Below are 15,486 nucleotides of genomic sequence, written 5' to 3'. Positions count from 1 at the left end.
TGCTACCAAAGTTAACATTAAAAACATAAATATTACTGAACCTACTGATAAATGATCCTGACCCTTCTAACTGATTTTGGACTGAGTGATGCGTATGTAGCGGTGATGAAAGGGACGATCGCTCACGTCAATCCTCATCTACAAGTGATCGATATTACCCATCAGATTCCGCCTCAATCCGTAGCGATGGCGCGATTTCAACTCATGAATGCCTATCCTTACTTCCCTGATGGAACGGTGCATGTAGCTGTCGTTGATCCGGGGGTGGGCAGTGCGAGACGAGCGATCGCCGTTCAGCTTGGGTCTGGTTTTTTGGTCAGTCCTGACAATGGGTTGGTGAGTGGCGTGTTGAGCCAGTGGAAAGCGATCTCTTCGAGTTACCCGCAAGGGGTCGCCGCCGTTGAGTTGACAAATCCCAATTATTGGCGCGTTTTGGCTCCGAGTCAGACTTTTCACGGACGCGATATTTTTGCCCCGGTTGGCGCACATTTGGCGAGTGGCGTACCGTTGAGGGAATTGGGACGAGCGATCGAGTTGGATACGATCGTGCAGTTTCCCATTGCTAATCCCATTCGGACAGATCACACAATTGAAGGATCGATTCAAGCGATCGACCATTTTGGCAATCTGATTACGAATATTCCGGGGACAGAAGTGGAGGGAAGGGACTGGAGCGTGACGATCGCTCACATAACTTATCCAAGCAAAACGACCTATGCAGACAGTGAACCTGGAGAAGTTTTGGCATTAATTGGCAGTCACAACTGGATCGAAATCGCCACCAACCAAGGAAATGCTCAAAGGCAACTGGGACTGAACTGGGGCGACCCCTTTCGGGTAACTCGAAGCGACCCCTTGCGGGTAACTTGAAGAGATCGTATTTCAGTGCAAATTCAGTAATAATGCTTTGTTAACGCGAATTCGACGGAATCTTTCGCTGCGGTCGTCAATTTGGGCAGCCCCCTAAATTCCCCACAAGTGAGGGACTTTGATTTGAAAATCTTGCTCTAAAGCTTCCCAGAATTGGGGGGTTGGGGGGCAGAAGACGTGAACAACGAAGCAAAAAAACTTTATCGAATTCGCGTTTTGTTAATGTCGTCCGATGAAGTTGCAATTAGATCTATACAAGACTATGAAGCCAGAATTGTGGATACCGATCGTATCAGGGCTAATTACAGTATTGGCTTCTTTCTTTGTCGCCCTCTATCAAGCACGGACAGAATTTCGCAAGCTAAGTAGACAATTAGAGCAGAAATATACAACTTCTTTATTTGACAAACGAATAGAAGGATATCCTATTCTCTTTAAAGCCTTGAATGATCTAAACAATGTGATTGAGTATGGCGCTCCAAACAATCAACAGCTAATTGAATTTCAGAAGCAGTATGACAGTTGGCTTTCTGATCATGCAATTTTTCTAACGCGATCGACCGCCAAAATCGTCTGGGGTTATCATCATTACTTGATCGATTTGCTAGAGCAGCATCGGGACAGTTCTTTACCTCAAGAGCGATGGGCTGAGATTAGAAATGTGCAGATTGTGATTGGTAAGTTTTTGAGAGCGGAGATTGGGGTGTTTGACACGATCGCAGCAGGCAGCCCCGAACTCGACAAGCCTTACGTCAAAGCAATTATCGACAAGTTGCATCAAAGCTCAAAGAAAACTCGCAGTCGATTTGGTTATTGAGGAGTCACCTTCGCGCCGGCCCCTGCGGGTAACTCGAAGCGACCCCTTGCGGGTAACTCGAAGAGATCGACTTAACCAACGGTTCAAACACAGGCAATAAATCAGATCGGCTGACGACTAATGTAGGAAACGATCGCTGCCGATAATTTTGTCCCACGGTTAATGGAAAAATAGGTTCAGATTCTAAAGGGTGCCAGATTGCGCCTGCGGCCTGAACGATCGCCCAAACTGCCGCAATATCCCAAATTTTTGGAGTGGCTTCGACTCCGCCCAACGTTGCTCCCGCTGCTACGGTCAGCAGATTATAGGTTGCTACACCCAACATGCGAATTTTGGCAGGAAAGGGCTGTTTGAGAACCGAAACACTTCGAGCGCACAGGTTAAAGAAATGGTTGCTAGTTAAAGCATCTTGACTGGCGTGAATCGGTTTGCCGTTGAGAAACGCGCCCGTTAGCATTTCTAACCCAGAGTCACCCTGCCAAAAGCCATGAAAGGACTGTCTCAACGGCGGAAAATGCACATAGCCAAAGACGGGAATGCCTTGGTAAAGCAGTCCGATCGACACTCCCCAAAGCGGCAATCCTCTGGCAAAATTGGTCGTGCCATCGAGCGGATCGATCACCCAGCACCAGTCTGTATGCGGGAAAACATGCTCCACTTCTTCGCTCAAAACGCCGTGAGTGGGGAAGGTGTGAGCGATCGCATCCCGCAAGACCTGATCCGCCCATTGGTCTGATTGGGTTACCAAACTTCCGTCCGACTTTTGAGACGCTTGCACCTGCCCGAAATCTTTGAGAAGCTGTGTCCCGACTTGATGAGTCGTTGTTTCAGCAAAGTTGAGAATTTGTGTCCAGTCCATGAAGGCGAGGGATGAGGGATGAGGGATGAAGGATGAGGGATGAAGGATGAGGCTATGACGATGGGAGCTAAACCAAGTCCTGTTCCCTCTATCTTTTGTATAGGGTGAAGGTGAGGGCATGGAATCATTTAACCAAAGATTGGGTAATCAGGGAGTAATATCAGTTCTCTAAATCAGCGCTAACACCTTAGACATTATTGCCTTCTGCTAAAGGTAGCTTCTGTGAATTTAATTATCTCCATCAAACGTTGTAAAATACAATTTTTCTATCTACAAAACTATATTGAAAGAGGTTAGAAAGTTGTTTTATGTAGAATAACTTACTATTACAAAGTCATTTACATCTTAAATAGAAAATTAGACGCTGTATTTCTATCAATCTATCTTTAGGAGGTGTGTTGATCTCTCTCAAGCTTTAACAATCAAACGTAATGCGAAGAGGTTCATTTATATGGCGCGATCGTTGACACTCTGGTTTGTTTGGCTTGGCTTTATTATTTATTTGCTGTTTTTTGCGCCGCCCCTTCAATCTGATACGTTTCAACCCCTTCGATCGCTACTATCTGGACAGTTTCCTTCTATCAATCCAGTGATTGTGTCACTGTTTAGTTTGGTGGGTATTTGGCTATTGATTTATAGTTGTTTGATTTTTGCAGACGGGAGAATGCAGTCTTTACCCGCGTGGGCGTTTATGCTGGCAACGATCGCGACCGGGGTGTTTGCGCTCATTCCATACCTCGCCCTGCGTCAGCCCAATCAATCGTTTTCAGGTAAAAAAGATCCCTGGATTGCTGTACTCGATTCGCAGACGACTGGCGTAGTGTTGACCATCAGCACAGTTATCTTGGTTCTTTACGCAGTTTTGTGGGGCGATTGGACTGGCTTTATACAAGAGTTTACAACCAACCGATTTGTACATGGAATGAGCTTGGCGTTTTGTCTGTTTTGTGGGCTATTTCCTTATCCAACTCTGTTAGAGGATGATATGGTGCGACGCGGACTGACCCCCAAATCTCAACTATTTCATATAGCAGCGTGGGTTCCCTTGTTTGGCCCGCTCGCCTATTTATGTTTGCGTCCTTCACTGTTAGCGTTTCGGTTTAACAATCCGTGAACAACCGAATAGAGATTTAATAGAATTGTTGTGAAATAAGAATGCAATAAGCTGATCTTTTATTACCACAGATTCTCTACTCTTCCTAGCTACGGCTTCTTCCCTCTTACTAGTTCTTTAAATTAACGTGAATTCGACAAAGGTTTTCCGCTTCGTTACTCAACGCTTCTGCCCCCCAACCCCCCAATTCTGGGGGACTTTCGGGCAAGATTTCTCGTTCAAAGTCCCCCAGAATTGGGGGATTTAGGGGGCTGCCTGGATCTATAACCGCAGCGAAAGATTCCATCGAATTCACGTTAAATTAGTGCTACAGAAGTTGTGCAGACTCTAGACCTGAGACCTAAGAGTTTAGGCAGAAAACCTAGCATCCAAAGTCTTTTGTCCAAAGTCTCTCGTCCAAAGTCTCCTGAAGGAAAAAAACGGCTATAAGCAGGGATGCAGGTTAGTCTAGTTCGTGGTGGAGGACGGCGGCGATCGCTTTACGAGAACTGCTGCGGAATTCTTGCACGTTGACTTGTCGAAGGAGCGTCACGGCTAAAAGCATCCCCAACGCTTCGCAAGCAAACACGACGCTAAAGGCTGGAAACGGCTGCTGGAAGAGTTTTCGTCCTAAATCGAGGAGTGCGCCTCCGGTGACGGTGGCCGATGCTTGCGACAGGGCTTGCGCCAAACCCCACGCTCCGACAAAGGTTCCGGCGGTCTCGGTGGCGGTCAAGTCCAACATTAGGCTGACGGCGCTATTGGTCAACACCCCAGACGATAACCCAAACAAAATTACCGCACTTTTGAGCAACGTCTGAGTTTGCGTCAAGCCAGAAATGATGATCAAAACGAAACAAGCTGCCGTGAGACAACATCCCAATTGAGCCGTCCGCTGTTTGCCCAGACGAGGCACGATTAGAAATCCCGTCACGCCCATGCCCGCTAGAATGCCATAGCCCCAATATTTGTTGAGTCCAGCGCTCTCGGCGATCGTCATCCCAAAGACTTCTCGCGCATAGGGTTCTAAGACAGGCTGTTGCAGAAATAAGCTAATCGTCATCACTAACAGGAAGCCAAAGAAGATTCCAGTTTGACGGCTGGCAGTCAACACTTTGATCGCAGTTCCCAACGTGATTTGATCTTCACGCTCAACCAATTGAGAACGCGAAGCGTAACGCGAATACTTTTTCTCAATCCCAAAGGTGGCCACGATCGCTAAACAAAAAACCGAAACCGGAAACACTAAAAATAATCGATTGATTACAGGTTGCAATGTTTCTGGAGTTAAGCCTGTGAGCATTCTTTGACCGACGATCGCGCCTACAACAATCCCCACCATCAACATTGACCAGACTACGCCAACGATCTTCGATCGATCTTCTTCATCCGAAATATCCACCAACAGCGCTGTGAATGGAGTCGAACTCGCGCTGATACACAGTCCATACAATGCGAACATGAACGCTAACAACATCGCCCAAAGCGTACTGGCCGTTGTCCATCCGTCGGTGATACTGGCACCCAATCTCCAGACAACTTGGATGGCTAACAGGAGACAGACGACCTGTAAGGCAATGCCGCTCCAAATGTAGCCCGTGCGGTGATAGCCTCGAATCGGCTTTGCATCGGACATCTGCCCAAACCAGATTCGCGCTGGGGCCACAAACTGATACATGGCGATCGCCCCTGCCGCGATCGTACCAGGCACCTTTAATTCTGAAATCATCACTTGATTGAGAACGCCCAAGGTCAACAGGGAGAGCATCCCCAACCCCATCTGAAACAGACCGAGGCGAAACATTGTAAACAAGCCCACTTTTGGGAGTGACTTTTCGGGGGCGGTGAAGTCGATCGGCTGATTAATATCCATCGTTGTGAGTGTGAGCAGGACTTTCTTATTTTTTAGGACTTGTTTTTTAGGATAGGGCAACCGACAGGGCTTTGAGTATTCGATCATAAATGACTCTCCAGAAGGGCGGGTGAATCAAAGGTTCATCGTTACACTAAGAAATATTAAGTTTGTTGGTATTTCTCTTATGATGCAAACGCTCTCTCTTGGCGCAAACGGTTTGGAACTCGCTCCCCTGGGTATTGGGACGTGGCAATGGGGCGATTCTCTGTTTTGGAGTTATGGCAAAGATTACAGCGAGACAGATGTGCAGAATGCGTTTAAGTCGGCTGTAGACGCGGGAGTGACTTTTTTTGACACGGCAGAAATCTATGGGTTAGGAGAGTCTGAGAAACTGCTGGGACGCTTTATGAAACAAACCAGCCAGCCGATTCAGATTGCGACAAAATATATGCCGTTGCCCTGGCGATTTTCTGCGGATGCCGTCTATGAAGCGGTGACAGAAAGCTTGAAACGGTTGCAGGTCGATCGGGTCGCCCTCTACCAAGTTCACATGCCCTTTGACTTCTTTATGAGTAAGAAAACGCTGATGGAGGCTTTGGCGGATGAAGTGAAGCGGGGGAGAATTGGCGCGATCGGAGTCAGCAACTATTCCGATGATCAGATGCGCGAAGCTCACGGATATCTGGCTGCAAAAGGCGTTCCTCTGGCAGTCAATCAGGTGCGCTATTCGCTGATTACTCGTCAAATTGAGACGGATGGAATTCTCGATACGGCTCGTCAACTCGGTGTGACCATTTTGGCTTATAGTCCCCTGGCTCAAGGCTTGCTCACCGGAAAGTACACGCCCGAAAATGCCGATTCTGTAACGGGTGCCCGCAAGCTAGATACGCGCTTTAGTCGTCAGGGATTAGAGAAACTCGCGCCTGTGACCAACCTTCTACGGCAAATTGGCGAAAAGCACGATCGCACTCCCGCTCAAGTTTCTCTCAACTGGCTGATCAAACAAGGCAACGTGATTCCGATTCCTGGGGCAAAAAATGCCAATCAAGCGCAACAAAATGCAGGTGCCCTCGGCTGGTCAATTAGTGACGAAGAATTTACGCAGTTGGATCTGTTGACGCGCGATCGACGATAGAAGACTTTGGACTCTGGACTTTAGACAGAACGGCATTTCAAATCTTTTGTCTAACGTTTTTTGTCTAACGTCTTTTGTCCAACGTCTTTTGTCTAACGTTTTTTGTCTAACGTCTTTCCCTCCTTCACGCTCTCTACACATAAAACTCCCTGAATCGAAAGTCGCAACCGTGAATAGTGACTTCAAAAGGGAACGTGCGTAGCGAGAGGAAGCGTCTATGTGTGCGGTTTTGGTCGTTGACGATAGTGCAATGATTCGGTTGATGCTCAAAGAGTATCTGAGCGAGTCGGGATTTGAGGTTGTGGAAGCGATCGATGGTGTCGAAGCGATCGCCCACATTCAATCTCACCGCCCTGATCTGGTGATCACCGATATTGTCATGCCGCGCATGAATGGCTACGAACTGTGTCGCTGGATCAAAAGCGATCCCAAAACCAAAAGCATTCCTGTAATGATGTGTACGACTAAGAATGAGGACTTCGATCGCTACTGGGGGCTAAAACAAGGAGCCGACGCTTACATCTCTAAACCCTATCGCCCGATCGAAATGATGAACGCCGTCCGGTATCTTCTAGAACGCACCCGCTGCAACCTTTAAGGGAATCTTCTAGAAAATTAGCTAGAGTACACTTCTCCTCCTTTCAGTAGATCAACGGAATCACCACAAAGGCATAGACTAAAAGAACTTGACTCCTCCTTTGAGAGGACACTGCACGACTGCAAAAATCTTTAAATGTGCAGGTTCTCCAGGTGCTTAAGCGGCCAGTTTGTCTATCTCATGCCTTTTGTTCATGTACAGCCAGCAATCTGACCCAGCTTCTGACCCCTCACTGACTCAGACATCCTTGAATTCCTCAACTTATTTGAGTGATATGGGCATGGTTTTGCAGATGGCAGACGGGACGATACAAGCCTGCAACGCCACCGCTGAACGGTTGTTAGGCATGACGATCGGACAGATGCAGGGCGTTACGTCGATCGATTACCCCTGGCAAACCATTCACCCAGATGGGTCGCCTTTCCCCGGTGAGATGCACCCCGCTATGATTGCCCTACAAACGGGTCAGCCTTCTACGGCAACGATGGGCTTTCACCGACCAGACTGCGAAATTATGTGGCTCTCGCTCAATTCTCAGCCGCTGTTTCGGGCTGGCGAAGCGACTCCCTATGCAGTAGTGACGACGTTTACTCAACTTCCGACGATAAACACCGAACACGATCGCTACTTTCGCCAAGCGTCGCTACAAGATTTGTCAAACACGCTAGAAAGTATCACTGATGCGTTTTTTTCGCTCGATCGCGACTGGCGATTCACTTATCTCAACAGCCAAGCCGTGCAGGTTCTAAATCGTGGCTTTAACGACCTCATCGGCAGAAATGTCTGGGAAGCGTTTCCTGAAGCGATCGGTAGCTTGTTTGATTATGAGTATCATCGCGCCGTTGCTCAAGAAGTTACGGTTAGCTTTGAAGCGTTTTATCCGCCGCTTGACTGTTGGTTTGCGGTGAGGGCGTACCCGATCACCTCTGGTCTGGCCGTTTACTTTCAAAACATCACCGACCAAAAAGTTGCCGAAGCGTCCCTGCAAAGACAAAAACAAACGGCCTATCAGCGACTTGCCGAAATTGATGCCATCTATGCTACGGCTCCGATCGGGCTTTGTTTTGTCGATCCCAATTTGCGGTTTGTGCGGATCAACGATCGCCTGGCTGAAATCAATGGCACTCCAGCCGAAGCTCACATCGGTCGCACGCTGCGCGAAATTTTGCCCGAAATGGCAGACAGTCTCGAACCGCTCTATCACCAGGTCATGCAGACAGGAATTCCCTTAGAAAATTTTGAAGCTCGCGGCCCCAATGCATCCCAACCGGGAGTTGAGCGTGATTGGCTGGTGAGTCTCTATCCGCTCAAAGCGATCGACGACACGGTGCTAGGGGTGAATGTCGTGGTTTATGAAATTACCGAAAGTAAACAGGCACAAGCTGCTCTATCTCAAACCAACAGCATTTTACGATCGGTCATTGAGGACAGTTCTGACATTATTTTTGTCAAAGACACTCAGGGTCGCTATGTCGTCGTCAATCCAACCGCTGCTCACTGGTTAAATACGACCGTTGATGCGATGTTAGGGCGCAGTGATTTTGAGTTGTTTCCCTCAGACGTAGCAGAACGGATTTGGCAGATCGATCGCCAAGTCATGCAGACCGGAAAATCTGTCAGCTACGAGGAAGAAGTGCCCAGGCAAAAAAAATTGCGATCGTTGCTCTCTTCCAAATATCCGTGGCGCGATGTAGCAGGCAAGGTGATTGGGGTGATTGGCATTTCTCGCGACATCAGCGATCGCAAACAGTCCGAAATTCAACTCCAGCAACAAGCCGACGAATTGAGTCGAGCTAACCGCATCAAAGACGAATTTTTAGCCGTGTTGTCTCACGAACTGCGATCGCCCCTCAATCCAATTCTCGGCTGGACGAGGCTTCTCCAGAGTCGCAAACTGGGTGACGAAAAAGTGACCGAAGCGCTGTCCGCGATCGAACGCAACGCTCGAATTCAAACTCAACTAATTGATGATCTGCTCGATATCGCTCGAATTCTGCGCGGAAAATTGACGTTAGCTCACGATCCGGTCGATCTGGGTCAGGTAATTGAGGCGGCGATCGAGACAGTGCATTTGTCAGCCGAGGCAAAGTCAATTCAAATTCAGACTACGATCGCTCCAGAGGTGGGGTTGGTGATTGGAGATGCCAGTCGCTTGCAGCAAGTCGTTTGGAATCTGCTCTCGAATGCGGTCAAGTTTACGCCCTCCGGCGGTCAGGTTCAAGTTAGGCTACAATCCTCCGCCCTCAATGCTCAAGCTGGGAATTCCGTTGCTCAAATTCACGTCACCGATACCGGAAAAGGCATTCATGCAGACTTTCTACCCTGCGTTTTTGAGGCTTTTCGTCAGGCAGACAGCACGATTACAAGACAATACGGCGGACTGGGATTGGGACTCTCGATCGTCAAGCAAATCGTCGAACTCCACGGCGGCACCGTCCGCGCAACCAGCCCCGGAGAAGGCAAAGGAGCCACATTTACAGTACAATTGCCCATTCATCATCAGACCGTTACAGATACGGCTATGCTGACTCCTGCCGCCCAAACGCTTGACCTCAATGGGGTTCAAGTTTTGATTGTCGATGATGAGCCAGACTCGCGCGAGTTTATCCAATTTGTGTTAGAGCTTTATGGTGCAAAGGTGACGGCTGCCTCCTCTGCCTCTCAAGCGCTGCAAATCTTTTCAACGCTCAACCCCGATCTTCTGATCAGCGATATTGGAATGCCTCACATGGACGGCTACGCGCTGATCCGCCAACTCCGGCAATCCAACCTGAGAACTCCGGCGATCGCCCTCACTGCCTACGCGGGAGAAGGAAATCGCCAACAAGCGATCGCAGCCGGATTTGATACCCATCTGTCGAAACCGATCGATCCCGAAGAATTTGTCCGCTTGATCACGACGCTGCTTCAACGTAGGTTCGATCAACTGCCTCACTACGATTACAAATCCAGTGCCCCCATAAATATAGAACTTTGAATCGGCGCTCTAGCACTCACCACCAAAGCGAAACACTCCATCTCTTCGAGTTCCCCGCAAGGGGTCAAATTCATTTTGGTTTAGAAGAAAAACGATCGCACGAAAAAAGCGAGTCAAGAATCATTCTCAACCCGCCTCATTCATTCAAACGGTGATTAACGTGAATTCGATGAGAGTTTTTTCGCTTCGTTGTTCACGGCTCCTGCTCCCCAATCTGCCAATTTTGGGAGACTTTCAGAGAGAATTCTGGTTCAAAGTCCCTCACATGTGGGGGATCTAGGGGGCGTTCCTGAATCTAAAAGCGAAGCGAAGCGTTCATCGAACTGACGTTAATTAGTGAGCAGTCTTGACTCGTTTGATCGGCTTCGGCTTATCAGAACCATTACCGCCACCGTTATTGTGACCGCCGCCACCATTGCGATGACCACCGCCACGAGGCGCATCATCCGCCGCATCACTTCCGGAAGTCATCCAAGAAGGACGGGTTTTGTCATAGACCATTTGTAGAGCCGCCGCCGCGATCGCATGAGGTTCATACTCTTCAGCAAGCTGGGCCACGATCGGCAAGAAGGAAGCCATCCGCTCACCCGCCAGAGCTTCTTTAACTTGCTCTTGCAGTTTTTCTAGCTGACGCGCTTCGATTTCGGCACGAGTCGGGACGTTGCGAATTTCTAAACGCTGACGAACGTGGTTTTCGATGTCACGCAGTTTGCGACGATCAAGGGCATGAACGATCGACAGAGCCGTTCCTTCTTTACCAGCGCGGCCTGTCCGACCAATCCGGTGAACGTAACTCTCAACGCTGTCCGGCAGATCGTAGTTGATCACATGGGTCAGGTCATCGACGTGAAGCCCACGCGCCGCGATATCGGTTGCCACCACCCAACGCACCTGACGCTGACGGAACCGCAACAACAGGCGTTCTCTCTGGGTCTGAGTCAAATCGCCGTGGTATTCATCCACGCTGTGTCCGGCGGCTTGCAGTTGGCTGGTCAATTCTGCCGCAGCGCGACGAGTCCGTACGAAGATGATCGCCGATTCGGGATCTTCGAGTTCGAGAATGGGTTGCAGCGATCGTGCCTTTGTCCACCCACGAGGAATCGTGTAAGCGACTTGATTGATCCGATTGGGAGCGGCTTTGGGCTGCTCAATCGTCACGGTGATCGGCGATCGCAAAAACTTGGTCACCAATTTGCGAATCGAAGGCTCCATCGTGGCTGAGAAGAAAGCCGTTTGCCGCTCAGGGGGTGCCTTACTCAGGATTTTTTCGACATCTTGAATGAAGCCCATGTTGAGCATCTCATCCGCTTCGTCCAGCACCATCCAGCCCAATTGGTCGAGCTTGAGGTCGCCTCGGCCTAGCAGGTCGATCACTCGTCCCGGTGTGCCGACGACGATTTGAGCGCCTCTTCTTAGTTGAGAAATTTGCTGGTCGATCGACTGTCCGCCGTAAATCGTGACGACCTTAACGCGGCGATCGTCTACAAACGTTTTAATCGCTTGGCAAACCTGCATGGCCAACTCGCGAGTCGGAGTCAGGATTAATGCTTGCACTGCGGGATTTTTGGCATCAAGCCGCTCCAGAATAGGCAGCGAAAAAGCCGCCGTTTTGCCTGTCCCGGTTTGAGCTTGTCCGACGACATCGCGCCCAGACATCAGATGAGGAATCGCTTGGGCTTGAATGGCAGTTGGAGCGGTAAAGCCAAGTTCTTCTAATTGGCGAATCCGGGTTTCAGAAAGTCCAAGGCTTTGGAAAGAAAGGGTCATTGAATCTCCTAGAGGTGTCAAGGTCAAACGCCAAGACTCGACAGAGGATATCTGACTGAGCAAATGGACTCAAGGGAGTGCTGAAACCCAGTCACGGAATCTCATCAGAACTGTGGGTGCCGGGGCACAATCAATCCTGCTGCGGACAACTGTCGAAAAAGGCGCGTCGGTCGTGTGTGAAAAAAGTGTGTGAGAAGCGGGGATCGGATTCTAAAAGGTCAGAATCAGTTCATCCGGCACTTTTGTGGTAGATATCAAATCGTAGACATCAAATCGCAACTATCGTGACGTAACAAGTGAGTGCTGCATCAGGTCGGCTGCGGTCGCAACTTGCCCATACAGGTCGTACACGTCAGCATCCACGATCGCCACAGGCACGATCGACCCCAACGAGGCTTCACCCTGGACATAAACCAGTCCGTCAACCTCTGGCGAAAAGCGGGCAGAACGCCCCACTAATTCACCTGTTTGGGGATTTTCTTGCTCAATCAAGACATCGACAACCTGACCAATCTGCGATCGATTCTTTTTGAGAGAAATCGGTTGCTGAAGCTGCATCAGGGCATCGCGACGGGCATCCATCACAGACTGGTGTACTGGATGGGGCAACTCGTAGGCGGCAGTGCCTTCTTCGGGTGAGAAAGTGAACACGCCTACATGATCGAACTCGTGTCGTCGAACAAATTGCAGCAGATGCTGAAACTGTTCTTCTGTTTCACCGGGAAAACCAACGATGAAGGTTGTACGCAAGACAGCATTCGGAATCGCAGTTTTGATGCGATCGATAATGCTGTCATTGACCCGACCCTGCCAGGGACGATTCATCGCCCGTAAGATCTCAGGATCGGAGTGCTGAAGGGGCAAGTCTAAATAAGGCAAAACGTTAGGCGTTTGCTGAACTGCCTCGATCACTTTGGGAGTCAGCCCCGTGGGATAGGCATAGTGCATCCGAATCCAAGGAATATCAACCTGCCCCAAGGCTCGAATTAACTCTGCCAGTCTCGGTTCGCCGTAAATGTCTAGACCGTAGTTGGTCGTGATCTGGGAGATCAAAATGATCTCTTTGACTCCTTCAGAGGCAAGCTGTTCCGCTTCGGCAACGATCGATTCAATCGTCCGCGATCGCTGGTTGCCGCGCAAATGAGGAATGATGCAAAAGGCACAACGGTAGTCGCAGCCTTCGGCAATTCTCAGATAGGCAACGCCCTCAGTCGTGGTGCGATACCGAGGAGTCGTCTCGTCCGCGATATACGTCGGCTCTTGAGAAACTTCTTTGACTCGTTCGCCTGTCTCGACCCGCTCGATCACGTCCACAATCTTGTGGTAATCGCCCGTCCCGACTAGCGCAACGGCTTCTGGAAGTTCTTCTAACAGTTCTTCTTGAAAATGCTGCGCCATGCAGCCTGTGATCACAATCTTTTTGTCGGATTCTGCCAACTCAACTAAAGTGCGAACAGATTCCTCACGGGCCGCTTGAATAAAGCTGCAAGTATTTACAATAACATAATCTGCAAGCGCTTCGTCGGCATCAACAGAGTATCCAGCTTGCACCAGCAGACCCAGCATATGTTCGGTATCGATTCGATTTTTTTCGCAGCCTAAATGCGAGATGGCAATGGTTGGCTTGTTGCCCATGAAATACCTGAATGGAGGGAGAACGAAAGGTCAGTGACAGGGATGAACTGTAGCGATCGCGGGTGCGATGGTCTGTCCCCTCGCTTCACAATCCAGGCAGTAAATGCTTGTTGGATACAGATAATGCAATCGCTTTGTTGTATTGGTCTCTATGATAACGCAGTTCTGCAAATATTACGTTCTGTTAAACAATTATTTTTCTTTCAGGAGTGTAGGGAGGGATGCAGAACTGAGAGGCTATTCTAGCGCTTTCTGGCAACAAGTTTCAAAACTTTGGGCCTTGTTTAGGCGAATTCAGCAATCCTGCTTGAATGGTTGCACCATAACGATGAGATCCCCAACGCCTGATCGAAGCCAGGGATCTCTCTAAGGTCTTTAGCCAGTGGTGTTTGGAATGTCTATCTCACTGAGAACGCTTCGCTAAATCGTCGGGTGACAGGCTCTGTGATGAAGGTGAGAATTGATTTTTTGCGGGTGACGATCTCCGCCGAGGCCGCCATACCGGGAGTGAGTTCGACGGCTTTTCCTCTCACGTCGATCGCTCGTTTGTTGAGGCGCACTCTGGTCAAGAAGACGGGCCCCATGTCTCGTCCATTTTCATCCTTCTCAACGACCGCATCAGGACTCACCGAAATCACATCGCCTTCTACCACACCAAATTCCTGAAAAGGAAAGGTTGCCAGTTTCACTTTTGCCTTCATACCAGGTTGAATGAAGCCAATGTCTCGGTTTAACACTTTGACTTCTAGCACTAGATCCTGATCCGTTGGAGAAATCGACAGGAGTTCTTCGCCTTGCTGAACCGGCCCTTGCGTCACCTTCAAGTTGTAAACTTTGCCATCAAACGGCGCTTTGACCGACTCGCGATCGCTCTGCTGCTGTTTGGCGACAGCGAGTTCACCCAGTTTTTTGGTCAATTCTTCTTGACGCTGATTGAGTTGGGTGAGGACTTCTGACTGACGTTGAGGACTTAGCCCCTGAGCCGCATTTTTTGCGGCCTCGTATGCCTGCTGGGTTTGCTGAACTTGCCCTTGCTGAGACTGAATCTTATTTCTCAGAGAGCCAATCCGATCTTCCGCTTCCGCAATCTGGTTGTCTGCGCTGATGACTTGCTGGGTGGCCTGAGTGACTTCTTGAGCGGCTCTGATCACTTCCTGGTTAGGGATCGCCCCTGAATTTTCGAGGGGTTTGAGCATTGCTTGACGTTTTTGAGCCAGCGCCAACGAGTTTTCTGCCTGAATTTTGTTAGCGGTGGCATTGTCTAACGTGGTTTGGGCGGCGGTCAGGTTTTCCTGAAATCGGACTAGCTCAGACTGAGACTCTTGGTAGGCTCCGGCTCTGCTGTTGGCATCGGCGATCGCGCCCGCTTGTTTCTTAGAAAACTCTTGTTGACGGGTTGCGATTAGCTCATCTTGTAGAGGAGTCCCAGCTTCGCCCTGACCGCTTCTCTCAACCTGGAGGCGAGCAATGTCTTCGCGAATCTTGGCGGCATCTTGCTCCAAACTGGTCACACTCGTCTCAGCAGACCCAGGATCGATCGTGACTAACACGTCTCCTTTTTTGACCGTTGATCCCACGCTGACTTTTGTCTCAGTAACGCTGCCTGCGCCTAGAGAACGAACGGGACGCACCTCGGTCGAAGGAATCAACTTGCCGTTGGCGACGGCTACTTCCTCAATTTTGCTGAAATGGGCCCAGCCGATCGTGCCCAGCACAATAAAGGTAATCGTACCTGCCAGAATGCGCGTGTAGAGCGGCGGCAATTCCTGGACGGCTTTCCCCAACTCAAACGAGAGCGACTCTTCGGGCTGGGCAAGCTGTTGTTTGACTTGTTGAGATTGGGCGGGAGAGTTAGACAGAGAAACTCGCATAAGAGATGA

At 49.6% G+C, this 15,486-nt stretch carries 11 protein-coding genes; 6 read left to right on the top strand and 5 right to left on the bottom strand.

The genetic code is table 11. The features are described from left to right. The first annotated feature begins 51 nt into the window (after positions 1-51). On the top strand, positions 52-870 hold the full coding sequence (locus tag ACKFKH_RS07360) for an SAM hydrolase/SAM-dependent halogenase family protein (RefSeq protein ID WP_446857611.1): 819 nt from the start codon (positions 52-54) through the stop codon (positions 868-870). A gap of 262 nt (positions 871-1,132) precedes the next feature. Continuing rightward, a complete protein-coding gene (locus ACKFKH_RS07355) occupies positions 1,133-1,687 on the top strand; it encodes a hypothetical protein (RefSeq protein ID WP_446857610.1) in 555 nt (184 codons plus the stop codon). Between the two features lie 4 nt (positions 1,688-1,691). On the opposite strand, the gene ACKFKH_RS07350 is transcribed toward ACKFKH_RS07355, so the two are convergent. After that, a complete protein-coding gene (locus tag ACKFKH_RS07350; protein ID WP_446857609.1) occupies positions 1,692-2,546 on the bottom strand; it encodes an inositol monophosphatase family protein in 855 nt (284 codons plus the stop codon). Positions 2,547-2,997: 451 nt separating this feature from the next. Between ACKFKH_RS07350 and ACKFKH_RS07345 the strand changes: the two genes are divergently transcribed. After that, positions 2,998-3,660 carry a hypothetical protein gene (locus ACKFKH_RS07345; RefSeq protein WP_446857608.1) on the top strand — a complete coding sequence of 221 codons (663 nt, stop codon included), beginning with the start codon at positions 2,998-3,000 and terminating at the stop codon, positions 3,658-3,660. A gap of 442 nt (positions 3,661-4,102) precedes the next feature. On the opposite strand, the gene ACKFKH_RS07340 is transcribed toward ACKFKH_RS07345, so the two are convergent. Further along, the gene (locus ACKFKH_RS07340) at positions 4,103-5,599 is read right to left on the bottom strand and encodes a BCD family MFS transporter (protein ID WP_446857607.1); all 1,497 of its coding nucleotides are present in this window, start codon (positions 5,597-5,599) and stop codon (positions 4,103-4,105) included. Between the two features lie 79 nt (positions 5,600-5,678). On the opposite strand from ACKFKH_RS07340, the gene ACKFKH_RS07335 reads away from it, so the two are divergent. The 3 genes from ACKFKH_RS07335 (at position 5,679) to ACKFKH_RS07325 (ending at position 10,204) form a co-directional block, all read left to right on the top strand. After that, positions 5,679-6,629: an aldo/keto reductase gene (locus ACKFKH_RS07335; protein ID WP_446857606.1), complete on the top strand. Its 951-nt coding sequence runs from the start codon at positions 5,679-5,681 to the stop codon at positions 6,627-6,629. 217 nt (positions 6,630-6,846) lie between these two features. Further along, a complete protein-coding gene (locus ACKFKH_RS07330) occupies positions 6,847-7,227 on the top strand; it encodes a response regulator (protein ID WP_446857605.1) in 381 nt (126 codons plus the stop codon). 193 nt (positions 7,228-7,420) lie between these two features. Continuing rightward, positions 7,421-10,204: a hybrid sensor histidine kinase/response regulator gene (locus ACKFKH_RS07325; RefSeq protein ID WP_446857604.1), complete on the top strand. Its 2,784-nt coding sequence runs from the start codon at positions 7,421-7,423 to the stop codon at positions 10,202-10,204. A gap of 333 nt (positions 10,205-10,537) precedes the next feature. Here the strand turns inward: ACKFKH_RS07325 and ACKFKH_RS07320 are convergent, their stop codons facing one another. From ACKFKH_RS07320 to ACKFKH_RS07310, 3 genes are all read right to left on the bottom strand, one after another. Continuing rightward, positions 10,538-11,971, bottom strand: a complete 1,434-nt coding sequence (locus tag ACKFKH_RS07320; protein WP_446857603.1) for a DEAD/DEAH box helicase — start codon at positions 11,969-11,971, stop codon at positions 10,538-10,540. 279 nt (positions 11,972-12,250) lie between these two features. Continuing rightward, entirely contained in the window at positions 12,251-13,606 is a 1,356-nt protein-coding gene (rimO, locus tag ACKFKH_RS07315; protein WP_446857602.1) for a 30S ribosomal protein S12 methylthiotransferase RimO, read from the bottom strand. 398 nt (positions 13,607-14,004) lie between these two features. Next, complete coding sequence (locus tag ACKFKH_RS07310; protein WP_446857601.1) at positions 14,005-15,477, bottom strand: HlyD family efflux transporter periplasmic adaptor subunit; 1,473 nt, start codon at positions 15,475-15,477, stop codon at positions 14,005-14,007. Between the last annotated feature and the right edge of the window lie 9 nt (positions 15,478-15,486).

This window comes from Phormidesmis sp. 146-20 (genome assembly GCF_052939475.1).
The sequence above is the reverse complement of the archived record's forward strand: the minus strand, read 5'-3'. Positions and strand labels throughout refer to the sequence as shown.